This window comes from Vibrio sp. Vb1127 (genome assembly GCF_033338735.1).
In the GTDB taxonomy this organism is placed as follows: Bacteria; Pseudomonadota; Gammaproteobacteria; order Enterobacterales; family Vibrionaceae; genus Vibrio; species Vibrio alginolyticus.
This window is the reverse complement of the sequence record NZ_JAWOTF010000014.1, coordinates 34,387-50,308: the sequence shown is the minus strand read 5'-3', so window position 1 is coordinate 50,308 and position 15,922 is coordinate 34,387. Positions and strand designations below refer to the sequence as shown.

The 15,922-nt window shown below is 42.4% G+C and carries 15 protein-coding genes; 4 read left to right on the top strand and 11 right to left on the bottom strand.

The annotated features are described in order from the left end of the window. Positions 1-103: 103 nt before the first annotated feature. The 4 genes from qatD to qatA are packed head-to-tail and all read right to left on the bottom strand — an operon-like array spanning position 104 to position 5,032. Positions 104-865 (bottom strand): Qat anti-phage system TatD family nuclease QatD, encoded by a 762-nt coding sequence (qatD, locus tag R7H07_RS17395; protein WP_206959971.1) that lies wholly within the window; start codon positions 863-865, stop codon positions 104-106. Then, positions 865-2,229 (bottom strand): Qat anti-phage system QueC-like protein QatC, encoded by a 1,365-nt coding sequence (qatC, locus tag R7H07_RS17390; RefSeq protein ID WP_045544969.1) that lies wholly within the window; start codon positions 2,227-2,229, stop codon positions 865-867. Before qatC ends, qatD begins: the two co-directional genes overlap by 1 nt. Next, positions 2,226-3,086: a Qat anti-phage system associated protein QatB gene (qatB, locus tag R7H07_RS17385; protein WP_206959973.1), complete on the bottom strand. Its 861-nt coding sequence runs from the start codon at positions 3,084-3,086 to the stop codon at positions 2,226-2,228. Before qatB ends, qatC begins: the two co-directional genes overlap by 4 nt. Then, entirely contained in the window at positions 3,086-5,032 is a 1,947-nt protein-coding gene (gene qatA, locus R7H07_RS17380) for a Qat anti-phage system ATPase QatA (protein WP_206959975.1), read from the bottom strand. The genes qatB and qatA overlap by 1 nt, the downstream gene beginning before the upstream one ends. Positions 5,033-6,390: 1,358 nt before the next feature. Here qatA and R7H07_RS17375 point away from each other — a divergent pair. Genes R7H07_RS17375 through R7H07_RS17365 form a run of 3 tightly spaced genes read left to right on the top strand, consistent with a single transcriptional unit; the run spans position 6,391 to position 9,712 of the window. After that, positions 6,391-7,299, top strand: a complete 909-nt coding sequence (locus tag R7H07_RS17375; RefSeq protein ID WP_242539623.1) for an AAA family ATPase — start codon at positions 6,391-6,393, stop codon at positions 7,297-7,299. Next, positions 7,260-8,093 (top strand): ATP-dependent nuclease, encoded by an 834-nt coding sequence (locus R7H07_RS17370; protein ID WP_242539624.1) that lies wholly within the window; start codon positions 7,260-7,262, stop codon positions 8,091-8,093. Before R7H07_RS17375 ends, R7H07_RS17370 begins: the two co-directional genes overlap by 40 nt. After that, a complete protein-coding gene (locus R7H07_RS17365; RefSeq protein ID WP_069522809.1) occupies positions 8,090-9,712 on the top strand; it encodes a UvrD-helicase domain-containing protein in 1,623 nt (540 codons plus the stop codon). The genes R7H07_RS17370 and R7H07_RS17365 overlap by 4 nt, the downstream gene beginning before the upstream one ends. A gap of 266 nt (positions 9,713-9,978) precedes the next feature. Here R7H07_RS17365 and alr read toward each other — a convergent pair whose 3' ends face one another. Then, positions 9,979-11,055 carry an alanine racemase gene (gene alr / locus R7H07_RS17360; protein ID WP_031777284.1) on the bottom strand — a complete coding sequence of 359 codons (1,077 nt, stop codon included), beginning with the start codon at positions 11,053-11,055 and terminating at the stop codon, positions 9,979-9,981. 13 nt (positions 11,056-11,068) lie between these two features. Continuing rightward, positions 11,069-12,469 carry a replicative DNA helicase gene (locus tag R7H07_RS17355; RefSeq protein ID WP_005382759.1) on the bottom strand — a complete coding sequence of 467 codons (1,401 nt, stop codon included), beginning with the start codon at positions 12,467-12,469 and terminating at the stop codon, positions 11,069-11,071. 221 nt (positions 12,470-12,690) lie between these two features. On the opposite strand from R7H07_RS17355, the gene R7H07_RS17350 reads away from it, so the two are divergent. After that, positions 12,691-13,455 (top strand): DUF481 domain-containing protein, encoded by a 765-nt coding sequence (locus R7H07_RS17350; protein WP_005381276.1) that lies wholly within the window; start codon positions 12,691-12,693, stop codon positions 13,453-13,455. Positions 13,456-13,532: 77 nt separating this feature from the next. On the opposite strand, the gene rplI is transcribed toward R7H07_RS17350, so the two are convergent. From rplI to rpe, 5 genes are all read right to left on the bottom strand, one after another. Beyond that, positions 13,533-13,985, bottom strand: a complete 453-nt coding sequence (gene rplI / locus R7H07_RS17345; RefSeq protein ID WP_005381278.1) for a 50S ribosomal protein L9 — start codon at positions 13,983-13,985, stop codon at positions 13,533-13,535. A gap of 33 nt (positions 13,986-14,018) precedes the next feature. After that, positions 14,019-14,246, bottom strand: a complete 228-nt coding sequence (gene rpsR, locus R7H07_RS17340; RefSeq protein WP_000090472.1) for a 30S ribosomal protein S18 — start codon at positions 14,244-14,246, stop codon at positions 14,019-14,021. Positions 14,247-14,262: 16 nt separating this feature from the next. After that, complete coding sequence (priB, locus tag R7H07_RS17335) at positions 14,263-14,565, bottom strand: primosomal replication protein N (protein WP_005381298.1); 303 nt, start codon at positions 14,563-14,565, stop codon at positions 14,263-14,265. A gap of 8 nt (positions 14,566-14,573) precedes the next feature. Continuing rightward, positions 14,574-14,963 (bottom strand): 30S ribosomal protein S6, encoded by a 390-nt coding sequence (gene rpsF / locus R7H07_RS17330; RefSeq protein ID WP_005381299.1) that lies wholly within the window; start codon positions 14,961-14,963, stop codon positions 14,574-14,576. 244 nt (positions 14,964-15,207) lie between these two features. Next, positions 15,208-15,879, bottom strand: a complete 672-nt coding sequence (rpe, locus tag R7H07_RS17325) for a ribulose-phosphate 3-epimerase (protein WP_005381300.1) — start codon at positions 15,877-15,879, stop codon at positions 15,208-15,210. Positions 15,880-15,922: the final 43 nt, after the last annotated feature.

The window sequence follows — 15,922 nt, the reverse complement described above, 5'->3', positions numbered from 1 at the left end:
CGCCTTCATACGAAGGCGTTTCATATTATAACTATATGGTTCATAGAATAGATTTTTAGCCTAGTAAACTCACTTACAATTTTTATATTGGAGCAAATCAGCTTTAGGTAAGTAGCTTTCTAAGATTAGCTCTAACAATCGCGGAAAATTCACACGACGACTTATTATGAAAACAAGCAAGGATCTCGATTGCCTTAGCCACATCTGACGGTACTGATGGTCGACCCGAAGATACTGTAAAAGGACCATCAGTTTCCGTTAGTATCCTGTCTATGGGTATTTCCATGATCATGGGAAGGTGCCTTTCGTTAGCTAACATCGTTGAATTGATTGAGAAATAGCAGCCCAGATTAACAGCTCGTTGAATCTCTTTTTTTGAGCCAGTAAACCAGTGTAAAACAACCTTTCCTTTTCCTGATGGCAGCAGCTCCTCAATATAATCCAATACCAATTTCGAAGTTCTTACACTATGAATGGATAGAATTTTATCTCCGGCTTCTGCGCATCTCATTAATATATGTCGAAATACTCTTTTTTGAGCGTCAATCGATTTATAAAAACGCGGTCCAGCATCAAGACCTACTTCTCCAATGTATCTAGTTTCAGACAGATAGTCATCCCAAATTGTGATTTCGGATTCGAGTTCAGCTACCAATTGCGGATGTAATCCTAAAGCCGCACGAACGTATTTTGTATTTTGCGTTAGCTCATTATTACGAGGCCAAGCTCGTGGCGTTGTCGTAACTGCGAGCGTAAATACACCAGCTGATTCCGCATCTTTTACAGCTTTTTCATGATCCGGATAAAGATCGAGGTGGCAGTGAAAATCCACTAATCCTGATTTAACTTGGTTACTCTCTACCATTATTTTGGCCTAGTTCGTACTCCTGATATTAGCCTGCTGACTTCCATAAGCCCACGATGATAAACAGCAGCAAGTTGATCTAGATTTGCTATTTCATCGGCAAGAGAACCAGGTTTATGGATTAATAAATTTGCAAGCTTCGGTTGTTTCTTTATTCTTTCAATTGCATATTGAAATGACCTAATTTGAACCCCCTCTGCTTTAAGGGTATTCAGCTCTTTCGAACACAAGTCAGAAACAGTATAACGCGTTGTATCATTGTTAGCTCCAAACGCAGCTTCTAATGAAGCCCGTCTAATTATACAAGGAAGGCAATATCCACAATGCTCAATTCCTAACCCATTCCAACGCCCTTTCGTCGGTGAAGAGCACGATAAGGAATCGGTGGCTAATTTCTTTAGTAAAGTTCCATTCGAACAGTTTGAAGCCATCTCACCTTTAGTTTTATCCCAATATGGATTTTGTACTTCTCCATCTATATCCAGGACTCGTAACAGATCATTCCAACGTGCCATGTAATAGGGGTGAGTCGTTCGAGTACTATTAGAACCTAGTCTTAAAGGGTCTAAGGGAACATTCAACGCTATCAGTCCATTCTCCGGTACTCGAAGAGTAAAGTGCTGCCCAAAACCTGTACCAGCAAACACTCCTAATGTGAAGAAAAGAAAAGACCTTCCTCGTGTATTTTTATCTGAACCAACTCCCTCTACTAACCCTTTTTTAAAAGTCATATTTACGCGTAAACGCTCAAAAGAGTTTTCCTTATAGTGATCTTTCAAACCCAAAAGCAACTTATTCTGAGCATCACTTGCTGCTCCATCACCTGAATGGCTGATCAGTAGAGGTGTTTTACCGTTCTCTAATAAGTCAATGGTACCAATCAGACTATCAAGTCCTCCAGAGAATAGACTCAGAGTATCATAAGGAGGGGGAATATCTCCCTCAGCTTGTTTAACGATAGACTGGAACTTCAATGGGCGCTTTCTAAATCCAAACTCCCAAAGATCTCCCGTCAAAAAGTTCAACATATTCTTTAATACTGGTCTTGCAGAATTCCATTTATCCGGGTTGCTCACTGGTACTACTAGGTGAATTTCTCTAGTCCATGAGTCTTGGGATTGCTGTACTCTGGAAATTCGAGTATCCGCGGCATGAACCATCGCAGCCAAAACTAGTAAATCCAAGCCCATTTCAGAAGGATAAACTCCTAGTTTATTTAAGCTGGATAGGGCATACCCAATACCGTGATCTAACTTATTGTTTCCAGAGACAAGTTGCAAAACAGTTCTCTGCTCATCACTCCCCACCGGAACATCAGATTGCTCATCTGTTCCAAAACACCCTACCAACAGTTGTCGCTTCATTGATCAGCCTCCGCATCACCTAAAGACTTCAAAATAGAAAAAGCCGATTCATATACCGAGTCTACAAAAGAGAGAACTTGGTCATTAGTTATGCTCGGCCTACTCTCGCGAGCCCTAGTAAGAGCGTCACTTACAGCTCCGCGAATGAAGTCTTGTAATTGTTTTTCAACCTGACGTGCAACTTGGGCATTGGCGGGCATAGTCACGACTTTAGTGCCTATGTCATTGCAAATTCTTGCTTCAATCGCATGTGTGGCATACAGCTCAAACACGGTATCCATTTGTTCGAGAGTAAAAGAATCTAGGTTCGCGAGCCCTTCACCAGCAAGATCAATAATTGTCTCTATATAAGCCTCTCTTGCTATTCCTTCATCAACAGTACCAGCTCCAGGACAAATATGATCCGCTAAAGCAACAAATACTTCTGATATTGGACGCCCAGCCATAGCGTCCAGATTGAACTCTCGTAAAGCTGCCTGCATTCCTCTCGCATTGGCATCAGAAAGAAATCCTAGTAGCCGCGCTCCAGCCCCTCGTGACGCCCCCATACGCTGGGCTGCTTGACGCGCCCCTCCTGTGGAGGTTGAAACATAGCTCGAAATTGCTCGACCTAGACTCGCTCTATCACTCCCCCCAGATCTAGCAAACCGAGTAAAGTTACCACGAGCTCCGGTAAATCTACTGGAATCCGCAGGCATTGGTATTGGAGGCTTGCCTAGAGGTGGGACAGAACCGTCTTGAGAAGAAGGGGCTCCGTTTTGGCCAGAATCAGGTCCAGTTTCGGGGCGATCACCAAGCCAAGACGGAATTAGCGGAGTATCACCTCCTGGGCCACCATATGCTGTTGAAGTTCCCATCAACGTCCTCCTTTAGATTGATCGCGTACTTGTTTTGCCGCAGCTTTCAAAAATGGATTATTTGTCACTTTGCTCCATGTTTCCAACAAAGCTGTAAAACGTGTTTTTGGCTCTTGGTCTTTAATTGCACTTTGCCATCCACCCACAACCCAAGGTCCGCATTTATCCTTAGGTAAGGATGTCAAGAAATCTAACAGCGCGCCTTGCAAGCTAGGCTGCGCTTTTACTAAAACAACAAGACCATCTATGCCCTCTGGCTTTGTACTGAAATCTCCAGCGCTAACTATTTTGCTACGCACAGCTTCAAATACTTTATCTGCTTCTGGTTGAGCGAGTTGCTTTAACTCGGCTTCAAGGCCCTGTACAACCATTTTTCCACCAAACAGCTTATCTACTACAGCAGATAAATGACCTAAAACTGATACCGGCCCAAAAAAGTCCTTCTTATCTTTGGTTACGAAAAGGTACGGTCGTAAGTCAATACCCGTGAGGTATGGTGTTAAAAGAGCCCAATCGCGCACCACTTCAGTCGCTTTCCATTCTGCTAGTACAGGAGTTTCTATGCGGGGAGATATTTCTAAATGTTCTATCTTAGCGTCATCATCAATGCAGTGATCCTCACTTGGAACCACGGTTTTTAAATCTTCTTCAAGTCTCTCTAGATCTGCACATTGGCCTTTGGGGTGAGTCGCAGCGACATAAGCAATTTGCTCAAAAAGCTTTGGGATAAATCGTTCAGCAAGCATTAATTTTGCAAGAATGGGAAGTTTAATGTCTTCACCAAAACCTCGAGCAATTGCTGTACGCTCACGTAATAACAACGTATTGAGAAAACGTTTTATTTGTCGTGGATTCCCTTTCGTTCCACTGGCTAGGATAGGGCCAATTTGATCACTTAATACAAGAGCATTGTTTGCTTTCTCCGCGCTGCTGCCTAATGCTTTTCGGAATATCGCCGCATCCAGCCCTCCACTCATCCATGGTCGCTTTAGTTGTTCTCTAGCGGCATCTATAAGTTTTGAATAATCGGGATTATTTTCTCCGAGGTCTATTCCTGCCAACAGTAATGTTACATAGATACGCGTTTCTGTTTCTCCAAGCGCTGGGATACGGAACGGCACTTGTATGAGTTTCTCCAAGTAATTACGTGCGTAATCTCTAGGACCTGTACTATCTGGTAACTCGGGAAAGTGTTTTCGTACTGAGTATTCGATCATCGCTTCATCTGCTGCGACAACAAACGCAGTCCGAGCTGTGAAAACAAATAATCGAATAGCTTCAAGGGTCTCAATCGCTGTATCGGGTAAACAGCGGTCAAGATCATCAACAAGAACGATAAGCTGCTTAACACCAGCTTCCTTAAGTAAGTCATCAAAAGCTTTTCGGAACGCTTCTACTTCTTCAGGAACGTTCTTTGCTTCACCTGGCTTCAAGATGCCTTTCGCGTCTTCAATGGCAGCTAAAAGGTTTTCCTTTGTAGCAAGCTCGCTAGGGTTGTTGACTATTGACTGAAGCGAACCAACCAAAGTCTGGACTTGATCAATCGTCGGAATTCCTGTGGATGCAGTGACTACCAGCCCTCCAGCACGTTTTGCCAGTTTTAACCAATCAATACGATGGAATACATCTTTAACAGTGGTAGCGGCTTTCGTTAATGCAGGGCGTTTCTCTATTAACCCCGACACAATGCCTTCAATTAATGCGATCTTGGCATCTTCAAAACCCTGGAATCTCCAACCATTGAATTTGAGACATAACACTTCATTCTCACTATCCAACCCTGACTCAATCATCTCTAACACACTAGATTTACCAGCACCCCAGTCTCCATGTACACCAATTGTGATAGGATGGTTAGGGCGAGAACGCAGTAATTCTATAATCGTACTAGCAATAGCTTCATTGTTAAGAAGATCAATCTTTGTTTCGTTGTCGGTTAGGATCATTTCAGTCCCTCAAAATACCCATAGCTGACTTTTTATTATCGAATCCGCTATGGGGGTAATTCATACTATTAACTAAATCTGACACTCTTACTCTGTTTACCCCCGCTCAAACAAATCAGGCGTCAACTTCATTCCAAAATGAAAGAGGTGGGATATAGGCCTTTGATGCTACATGATTTATTCGTCAAATAGTGCAATGATGCTCATAAAAATCATTTAAAGATTAAGCTATTGCATATGATGTTCATGTTCTTTTTAAATCTCAAATTGCTCTTACTGTTACTTTAGGTCAAGGTCAGTCTCACTCCTGTGACCTAGCTGTTTCACCACGATCAAATTAGCATTTTTCTGCACATGATAGCGAAGCTCCCCCCTACACCTTCCTTTGTCAGAAAACTAGAGACAGAAGCGTTCACAACGTGAAAGGTAATGGCAGCTTTAAGAGTGATTTAATCGTAAAAGCTGTACATACTACTGAGACTTTAGAAATACTGTGAAATGAACATACCAGAAATAGTACACACGCACTTTAAAAATTAACCATAAACAATTGATTAATAACAAATAATCCATTCTTTGGATATGTCAAAAATATACTCCCAGAGCTTGTTATGAGAAACGTGGTTGCGACTCCACTCGTAGATGTATGAACGAAAGTTGAACTATTATTTTTAACTCATCGAGCATTGAAGGTTGATCTTTATCGAGCCACTTCTAGTGGCTCTTATCGTATTTGAGTGCTTTGACACTTAATGTACTTCTCATTTCATTCTCTTATTTCACAATTAGTTGTCCAAACTTTTGGACAAAAAATTAACAGTTCCATATACATAGAAAGGTTATTTTTGTTTGAAAAACGATCTAATTTATCGTCCTCTGATATGAGAACCAACCTGACTTTCACATGTGAAAGTCAATCGACGAGATACCATCACTATCATGCCTACAAACCAGTTGCTCACATTTTAAGGCTTAAATTAAGCAAATTTATTGGACCTTATCTGACTTTATCGCCATTAGGTATGAGCCCCCTCCGACTTTCACATGTGAAAGTCGCTCAATAACATGATCATCCAGCTCCTAGTCTCAAAAAGGAGGGAAAGCGACTAAGCATCTACCAAACGGATCCACCACTAGATATGAATCAAGCTTGCAACAACAATCCATCGAGTTCATCCTACGTAAATATGTTAAATGCAGCGTGACTGATTTGGCTTTTGATAATATGCATAACCTCATTGAACGAGTTACAGTACCATTGGCCACCTTCTCAGACATCTCTACTCTACCTACTTCCTAAATTTGAGCTGGGTTTTATAAAAGTTGTATAGACAATAATTAAAATATAGGAATTGAAATTGGAAATAACGTCTCTTTATTTAAAAGGCTTTAGAAACTTTAGTAACGCACTGATTAATTTCAACAAGAGCACACTAGTTCTTGGCTCTAATGATGTAGGCAAGAGCAACATGCTTCATGCTCTGCGGGTTATGCTTGACAAGAGCTTATCAGAAGTAGATATCGAACCATCCGAGCTAGACTTTCATATAGGAAATGAAGGTATTGCTGAACAGGCAGAGATAATGATTACATTAAGTCAGATAACTGAAGATGCTGTCTTATCTATATTAAAGGGAAATGTTAGTGATGAAGGTACAACAATCCTAAAGTATGTAGCTCAAAGAGCCGACTTAAGTTATAAGATTTTCGTCGGGCATTCTCTAGAAGAACTACAAGAGGTATCAAGCAGGTTCTACCTCAAGTATGTAAATCTCAAGTATATTCAGTCACAACGAGATCTAGAACGCTTTATCAGTAAGGAAAAAAAGCAACTGCTTCGAATTGCCCAGCAATTATTAAATGAAAATGATGCAAAAAATGATGAAGCATTACTTGCCAATATCAGTAATGACCTATCTGCACTGAATACTAAAATTTCACAATTAAAATACGTTAAATCAGCAACTAATGATGTAAACAAAGAGCTGAAAAAACTAGCTCACCACCATTCAAACTATGAAGTTCAACTCGATACTGGTGCAATTGAAGTCAATGACTTCATCGACAAACTTCAACTTGGCGCAATAACTAATGGTTCAAGTGTGATGCTTGGTGGAGATGGTAGGAACAACCAAATTCTTCTGGCCTTTGGAAAGCGAAAAGTATTATCGAGCACGACACGGATCATGAGGTCGTATTTTACGTCATTGAAGAGCCAGAGGCCCATTTGCACCCACACCAACAAAGAAAGCTTGCTAGCTATCTGATGGATGAATTACCTGGTCAAACTATTATTTCATCTCACTCTCCTCAAATAGCGGTTAACTTCAAGCCTGACTCAATCATTAGACTATTCAGTAAAAATGGAGCAACCGTTGCTGCCAGCAATGGTTGCTCTAATTGTATTGCTGAAGGCTGGGAAGATATGAGCTACCGCATGAGCATCTTGCCTGCTGAAGCCTTTTTCTCTAACGGTGTATTCCTAGTTGAAGGTCCATCAGAGATCCTTTTCTACAATGAACTAGCAGAACAGTTAAATATTGAACTTGATTATGAAAATCTCTCAATTCTCTCCGTTGATGGTATTTCTTTTAAAGTATACGCTAGCATTTTGAATGCTTTAGAAATCCCTTGGGTAATGCGTACTGACAATGATATCTCCAAGGTCCCTCGTAAAAATGAGTGGCAGTATGCAGGCATCAATAGATGTTTAGAATTAGCTGGCTCTTTAAAATATGCTAACAGTTATATCTCTCTATCACCTCAAGATTCCGTAGATTACGGATATTGGCATTTAGTTTCATCACATACAGCTGACCAAGGAATATTTTTATCCAAGGTAGATTTAGAAACAGATTTAATAAATGAACTATCTCAGAAAGTGCTCGCTGCTTTAGAACTGACTGAGAACTCAAAAGCTATTGAGTACCTTCAAAAGAAAAAAGCACTTCGTATGCGAGAACTCTTAAGAAATCTTAAGACAAGCTTAAGCTTATTGAATTCAGGGGACTTAGCAAAGCCATTACATAAACTGTTAGCGATAAGTAAGGCAGTATCATGAGCGGCTTTCAACCTACACCACAACAGCAAGTTGCTATCGATTTTGATGGTAGCATGGTCATTACTGCATGTCCTGGTAGTGGCAAAACTACTGTTATGACGGAAAAAATTCGGAAGGTTACTCCTTGCTTACCAGACCACAAAGGCGTAATTGCGATTACATTTACCAAGAAGGCAAGCCAAGAATTAAAGCAACGGTGCAAACATAATGCATATGACATGAAACAAAGCTTTTTTGGAACTATTGATAGTTTCTGCTTAAAGGAACTAATCCTACCTTTTGTTTCTAGACTATGGGGAGGACAACCTCTGGAATGTAAAGTCATTAAGCGCCTTCAAGAGCCTTACTCGCTATTTCTGAATAAACAATATCGGTCCCCAACAGTAGATAACATATTAAATGATGATGGTTTCAAACGCCTTTATGAATCTGGTTTTCTTTGGATGAACTCATTTTCAGCTCTTGCACTACACGTTTTAAATCAATCAATAGCAGCGCAACGCTACATAAAAGCTAAGTACTCTCATGTTTTTATCGATGAGTATCAAGACTCCTCAGAAGCACAACATCAGCTATTCATGAAGTTATTTGAACTTGGACTCACGGCTACTGCTGTTGGCGATACATCACAGTCAGTATATGAGTTTCGAGGCGGTAACCCTGACCTGTTAAATAGCCTAGTATATGATAAAAACAATTTTGAACATTATGAAATTAACATTAATCATAGATGTCACCCTTCTATTGTTAACTACGCATCTAGACTACTCAACCCTAATTTTCAGTTAGTCCAATGCGAGCAAATGTACATATTCAGAAGAACCATTACTGGAAATCTTACAAATGCAGCTCAAGAAATAACCGGTTGGATCTCAGATTGGATTTCTAAAAATGAGTGGGGAATAACTAAGCCATCTGATATTGCAATTCTTGCAAAACAGGAAAGATCTCTCCGCTTATTAACACATGGTTTAAATATCGATTACAGAATCTATTCAGATAACCCTCTTGATGAAATAGGCTCTGATTGCTCAGATTTTTACTCGCACCTATTAGCATTTAAATATGGCGCAATACCTAACATTCAAGAGCTCATTGATAATCAATTTGATCTATTTATCACAGAAGATAAAAACTTATATTCGATTAGGAGAGCGGTCAAAGCGATTCGTGAAATAGACCAGGTTGAGAAACTTGTTATAAAATTTCATGAGCTAGCTTCTCTAGTAGGAATTGATGATACTGAGACGTCAGATAATGCTGTACGAGAAATTCTTCAGAAACAAGAACTCATAAAGCAGTTTACCCCATTGAATGACAGTGAAATTCAAGTTATGACTTTACATAAGTCTAAAGGGCTGGAATTCAAAGTTGTATTTCATTTTGATCTAGAAGAATGGTCACTTCCATTCCAACAGGTTGAAAATAATGATTGGGATAATCCAATTTATCCTAGCTTAAGGCAAGATATAAACTTACATTATGTAGGCATTACACGTGCAGAGAACTGCTGCATTCTGATCAATGTGACACAAAGACAAAATAGAAACGGGGGGTTTAGTCAGTCGAATCCATCCTATTTTCTTAGGCTACCTCAACTCGAAGGGCTATATGCTTAGAGTCAGTTTCCAATTTATCTGTGGTTAAAAATTTAAAGCATTGACATAACATGTCAATAGTTGTAACAAAATCCGGTGCTTTCTATTGACATAGATGAATAGTTATATCCTCAAATTTTAAAAGGGTTACAATATGTCAATAAAAGAGTCACACGTATTTAGTGCGCGGGTGAGCATCGAGACTTTGGTGGCGGCCGCCGCGTTATTGCTACGATTAACGGTGAGTAGATAAAACAAAGGCTAACCTTGGGTTAGCCTTTCGTTGTTTATTTGGAGTATTCCATCTCGACGCGAGGCGTTAGCTTAGTCACGAGTTCATACGCAATCGTACCAATGTGACCCGCCACTTCTTCTACTGGGAGCTCTTTCCCCCAAAGAATCGCTTCGTCGCTGACTTTATCCGTTGCGTCTGGTCCCAAATCGACCGTCAGCATATCCATGGAAACTCGACCTGCAATAGGTACTTTACGGCCATTAACCCACACCGGCGTACCGTTTGGAGCACTTCTTGGGTAACCGTCGCCATACCCTACAGCGATGACCCCAACTTTTGTATCTCGCTCACTGGTCCAAATACCACCATAGCCAACACTTTCGCCCTTCTTCACTTCACGTACCGCAATAAGGTGGGATTTAAGTGTCATGACAGGCTGATACCCAAGATCTTGCGCCGTTTTGTCATCGAATGGCGACACACCATACATGATAATACCCGGACGAACCCAATCTAAATGGCTTTGAGGCCATGCCAATAACCCCGCAGATGCCGCCAGTGAACGTTCCCCTTGGCAACCAGAAGTCAACGATTTAAACAGCTCAATCTGTTGTGGGGTAATATCGCTATCCAGCTCATCTGCACAGCCAAAGTGGCTCATGTAACGCAACGGTTTCGCTACATTTGGACACTCCTTCAGCCGCGTTACAAACTCGTCATATTGTTCAGGACGAACCCCAAGGCGGTGCATGCCACTGTCAATCTTCAGCCACACGACAACCGGAGTTTCAAGGTCTGCTTGCTCCAAGGCGATAAGCTGCTCTTCACAGTGCACCACGGTTTGGATGTTGTTCGTCACAAGAACAGGTAAGTCACCAGGAGAGTAAAAACCTTCTAGCAATAGAATCGGCTTTACTACTCCACAAGCGCGCAGTTGCAATGCTTCTTCAATACGAGCCACACCAAACGCATCCGCATGGTTAGCATGTTTTGCGACATGACGTAATCCGTGACCATAACCATTGGCCTTGACGACAGCCATCACTTTACTTTGTGGCGCTTGAGCTTTTACGCGCTGTAAGTTGTGCTGCAACGCAGACAAATCAATGCACGCCTTGGCCGCTTTCATATAGCTCATGGGATTACTCATCATCAATATCGAATGCAGGACCCGCGTAGTTGTCGAAACGCGAATGTTGACCTTGGAAAGTGAGGCGAACAGAGCCGATAGGACCGTTACGCTGTTTACCAATAATGATTTCGGCCGTACCTTTGTACGGACTATCTGGGTGATAAACCTCATCACGGTAGATGAACATGATCAAGTCGGCATCCTGCTCGATGGAACCGGATTCACGCAAGTCCGAGTTTACTGGTCGTTTATCCGCACGTTGCTCTAGGGAACGGTTTAGCTGCGACAGTGCCACAACAGGCACATTTAGCTCTTTTGCCAGCGCCTTAAGAGAGCGAGAGATCTCAGCAATCTCAAGAGTACGGTTGTCGGTTAACGAAGGCACGCGCATCAACTGAAGGTAGTCGACCATGATCATCGATAGACCGCCATGTTCACGAGCAATACGGCGAGCGCGCGAACGCACTTCGGTCGGAGTTAGGCCAGAGCTATCATCAATGTACATATTTTTCTTCTGCATCAGGATACCCATAGTAGAAGAAATACGCGCCCAATCTTCGTCATCTAGCTGACCCGTACGGATCTTGGTTTGGTCAACACGAGACAAAGAGGCCAACATACGCATCATCAACTGTTCAGCTGGCATCTCTAACGAGAAAATAAGTACGGGCTTTTCTTGTTGCATGGCCGCATTTTCACACAAGTTCATCGCAAAGGTCGTTTTACCCATCGATGGACGTGCTGCGACAATCACCAAATCAGAGCCTTGCAAACCTGCGGTTTTCTTATTGAGATCGGTGAAACCGGTATCGACCCCGGTAACACCATCTTGTGGCGTTTTATACAACAACTCGATACGTTCTAACGTCTTTTCGAGGATGTTGTCGACGTTTTGTGGTCCTTCATTTTCACTAGTTCGAGACTCGGCGATAGCAAAAACTTTACTCTCCGCCATGTCTATTAAATCTTCAGAACTGCGACCTTGAGGGTCATAGCCCGCGTCCGCAATTTCATTCGCGACACCAATAAGGCCACGAACAATCGCACGCTCAGCGACAATATCAGCATACGCATTGATGTTAGCTGCACTTGGCGTATTCTTCGCCAAGTCAGCGAGGTAAGCAAAACCGCCTACATCTTCTAACAACTCGTGACGCTCTAGATATTCCGATAAAGTAATAAGATCGAGAGGTTTACCCGCTTCAAGAATGGTTTTTACACCTTCAAAAATCAGGCGGTGTGGACGACTATAGAAATCACTGCTCACAACACGTTCGGCAACGGTGTCCCAACGTTCATTATCCAGTAAAAGACCACCAATTACTGATTGCTCGGCTTCTAGTGAGTGAGGTGGCACTTTGATTGCGTCGACCTGACTGTCTGAAGGTTTGCGATTTCTGTTTTCCGCCATGACTTTGCTCGATAACTACTATTGACCCACGATTATAACCTTAACCTAACTGAGATGCTTCCCCGAAGCGACAATTACTTGTTAAGAAATCATCATGTGAACCACCCGGGTAATAGCCTGGTTCTTCCGTCTAGCTCTAATAAAAATTAACCTACCATTGACCCAACCAAATATCTGTATCAGTATCATGCCCCTCCTTTTTGATTACGTTCGAGGTTGATGTGTCCCGATACTGGTTACTTAGCTTTAGCCTACTGTGCGCTAGTGCATCGTATGCTGACGAATCAGTACAGCCAGAGCAAAATATTGATGTACCCGACCCACTAAAAACCGAGGTGGAGTTCGGCTATCAAGCTCACACAGGTAACACGGACTCTCGTTCCCTGAATGCTCGTTTGAGTGCTGAATATACGTCAGGTCGACACCGTTCTAATGGTGAATGGAAGTACTACAACTTGTACAAAGACGGTGAAGAAGACAAACGCTCATCCACCTACTCCCTACAGAGTGACTACAAGTTGGGCCCTAAGACATATTTGTATGGCAGCTTTAAAGGGGTGGATTCTCGCTACAGTGCTTATTTTAAAGACTATACGTTGTCAGGTGGTTTGGGTTACCAGTTCTCCTACACTGAGAACTTCATTTTAGAGGTAGAGGTAGGCCCTGGTTTTCGCTATCAAGAGCCAAACTTAGACGAAATAGATGATGACGATATTGTCTTTCCCGATATCGTTAGAGAAGGCATTTTTCGAGGAAATATCAACACAACTTGGCATGCGTTGGATAATTTAAGTTTCGCAGCTGATATTACGTTGGTAACAGGTAGAAGTAACACACGTACTGATAGTGAACTCAGTGTAACCAATGATATTACTGAAGATATTGCACTGAAACTGGCGCACTCTCGTCAGTATCACGATAAAGTGCCTGAAGGCTTAAGCAAAGCAGACAGCGTATTTTCCGTTAATTTACTTTTCGCTTTTTAACCCTTTTTCTCTCAGTTTTAGAAATAAAAAAAGCACCTCCAAGGAGGTGCTTTTTAGTATTTCGTCTTGATACTGAATTACTCAGCAGCAACAACTTGTAGGTTCACAGTTGCGAAAACTTCAGAGTGAAGTTGAACGCTGATCTCGAACTCACCAGTTGTACGTAGAGCACCTTCAGGAAGGCGAACTTCGCTCTTAGCAACTTCAACGCCTGCAGCTGTGATAGCGTCAGCGATGTCACGAGTACCGATAGAACCGAATAGTTTGCCTTCGTCACCAGCTTTAGAAGCGATAACTACAGCTTCTAGAGCGTTAACTTTCTCTGCGCGAGCTTCTGCAGCAGCTAGTTGCTCAGCAACTTTAGCTTCTAGTTCAGCACGACGAGCTTCAAACATTTCAACGTTAGCTTTAGTTGCCATAACTGCTTTACCTTGTGGGATAAGGAAGTTACGAGCGTAGCCAGATTTAACGTTTGCAGTATCGCCAAGACCACCTAGGTTACCAATTTTATCAAGTAGAATAACTTGCATTGCTTAATCCTCTTTCTTAATAAAATGAACCGATTACTGATGCTTGTCAGTGTACGGTAGTAGAGCTAGGTAGCGTGAACGCTTGATAGCACGTGCTAGTTGACGCTGGTACTTAGCGCTTGTACCAGTGATACGGCTAGGTACGATTTTACCAGCTTCAGTGATGTAGTTTTTAAGAGTTGCTACGTCTTTGTAATCAATCTCTTGTACGCCTTCTGCAGTGAAACGGCAGAATTTACGACGACGGAAGAAACGAGCCATGGGCTATCTCCTGATCTTAAATTTGAGTAATGTTGTCGGCGTGTAACACTAATTTTCCCACGCCATTTCGGCCGGTTTGATAAGTGACAAAACCACTTACCTTAATGTTACTGCCTTGAACTAAATTCTGAGTTAGTGCTTGTGACCCAAGCCCGCTGACGACTACCGGCATACGACAATAAACTTGTCGAGGTAAGTCAGCTTCGATAATAGTAGAGCGATGCTCCAGCCAAAACCGACAGTGTTCAATGCCACCAGGGCTTTTACTACGAATGGGCGGTTTGGCAATGGTGCCGCTCAGCTCCATTCGATTGGCCATAAGAAAACTTACTCAGCAGCTTCTGACTTAGCTTCAGGCTTAGCTTCAGAACGCTCTTCACGACGTGGAGCACGCTCTTCTTTTTGCTTAAGCATGATAGATTGCTCAGTGATCGCTGCTTTAGTACGCATGATCATGTTACGTAGAACTGCATCGTTGAAACGGAAAGCAGTTTCTAGCTCATCAATTACAGCTTGGTCAGCTTCAACGTTCATAAGAACGTAGTGAGCTTTGTGAAGCTTGTTGATTGGGTAAGCCAGTTGACGACGGCCCCAGTCTTCTAGACGGTGGATTTTACCGCCAGCTTCAGTGATTGAACCAGTGTAACGCTCGATCATGCCAGCAACTTGCTCGCTTTGATCTGGGTGCACCATGAATACGATTTCGTAATGACGCATTGGTTGCTCCTTACGGATTATTCAGCTTCCACAAATGGCTCAGTCGTCCAGAGGAAGCAAGGAACTAAAGATAATTGACTGAGTTTAAGGAGCACGAATAGTACAGAAAGGGCGTAAAATAGGCAAGTGATTATTTGCTCAGCGCAGTGGATATTTAATTTCTTCTAATACTAGAAAACACAAAGGCTGCCAACAAGCTGGCAGCCTTTAAAATCAGCGTGTTATTGCGCTGGCTTATCGGTGCTTATTTAACTTCAGCCAGTTCAGCGCGCATTTGATCGATCACTTGTTTGTAATCTGGCTCACCGAAAATCGCCGAGCCTGCAACAAACATGTCTGCGCCCGCTTCTGCAATTTCACGAATGTTGTCAACCTTCACACCGCCATCGATTTCTAAGCGGATATCACGACCAGACTCGTCAATCATCTTACGAACGGCACGCAGTTTATCTAGTGTATGAGGAATGAATGATTGACCACCAAAACCAGGGTTTACCGACATCAGTAGAATCATGTCGACTTTATCCATAATAAATTCAAGACTTGCAAGTGGCGTTGCTGGGTTTAGTACCACACCAGCCTGACAGCCGTGCTCTTTAATTAACTGCAGTGTACGGTCTACATGATCAGAAGCTTCTACATGGAACGTAATCATCGACGCACCCGCTTTTGCGAAATCAGGAATAATACGGTCAACGGGTTTCACCATTAGGTGAACATCGATTGGCGCTGTGATGCCATAATCGCGTAGTGCTTTACACACAGGCGCACCAAAAGTCAGGTTTGGTACATAGTGGTTATCCATAACGTCGAAATGCACCACATCCGCACCCGCTGCGAGTACTTTTTCTACATCTTCACCGAGACGAGCAAAATCTGCCGATAAAATGGATGGAGCAATAAGAAAATCTTTCATACCTGACCTCAGTAGTAATGAGCAAACAATCTGCGCGCAATTC

Excerpts from the sequence above, each read along its gene's own strand:
- qatD (WP_206959971.1), bottom strand. The coding sequence starts at position 865 with ATGGTAGAGAGTAACCAAGTTAAATCAGGATTAGTGGATTTTCACTGC.
- qatC (WP_045544969.1), bottom strand. The coding sequence starts at position 2,229 with ATGAAGCGACAACTGTTGGTAGGGTGTTTTGGAACAGATGAGCAATCT.
- qatB (WP_206959973.1), bottom strand. The coding sequence starts at position 3,086 with ATGGGAACTTCAACAGCATATGGTGGCCCAGGAGGTGATACTCCGCTA.
- qatA (WP_206959975.1), bottom strand. The coding sequence starts at position 5,032 with ATGATCCTAACCGACAACGAAACAAAGATTGATCTTCTTAACAATGAA.
- R7H07_RS17365 (WP_069522809.1), top strand. The coding sequence starts at position 8,090 with ATGAGCGGCTTTCAACCTACACCACAACAGCAAGTTGCTATCGATTTT.
- alr (WP_031777284.1), bottom strand. The coding sequence starts at position 11,055 with ATGAAAGCGGCCAAGGCGTGCATTGATTTGTCTGCGTTGCAGCACAAC.
- R7H07_RS17355 (WP_005382759.1), bottom strand. The coding sequence starts at position 12,469 with ATGGCGGAAAACAGAAATCGCAAACCTTCAGACAGTCAGGTCGACGCA.
- rplI (WP_005381278.1), bottom strand. The coding sequence starts at position 13,985 with ATGCAAGTTATTCTACTTGATAAAATTGGTAACCTAGGTGGTCTTGGC.
- rpsR (WP_000090472.1), bottom strand. The coding sequence starts at position 14,246 with ATGGCTCGTTTCTTCCGTCGTCGTAAATTCTGCCGTTTCACTGCAGAA.
- priB (WP_005381298.1), bottom strand. The coding sequence starts at position 14,565 with ATGGCCAATCGAATGGAGCTGAGCGGCACCATTGCCAAACCGCCCATT.
- rpsF (WP_005381299.1), bottom strand. The coding sequence starts at position 14,963 with ATGCGTCATTACGAAATCGTATTCATGGTGCACCCAGATCAAAGCGAG.
- rpe (WP_005381300.1), bottom strand. The coding sequence starts at position 15,879 with ATGAAAGATTTTCTTATTGCTCCATCCATTTTATCGGCAGATTTTGCT.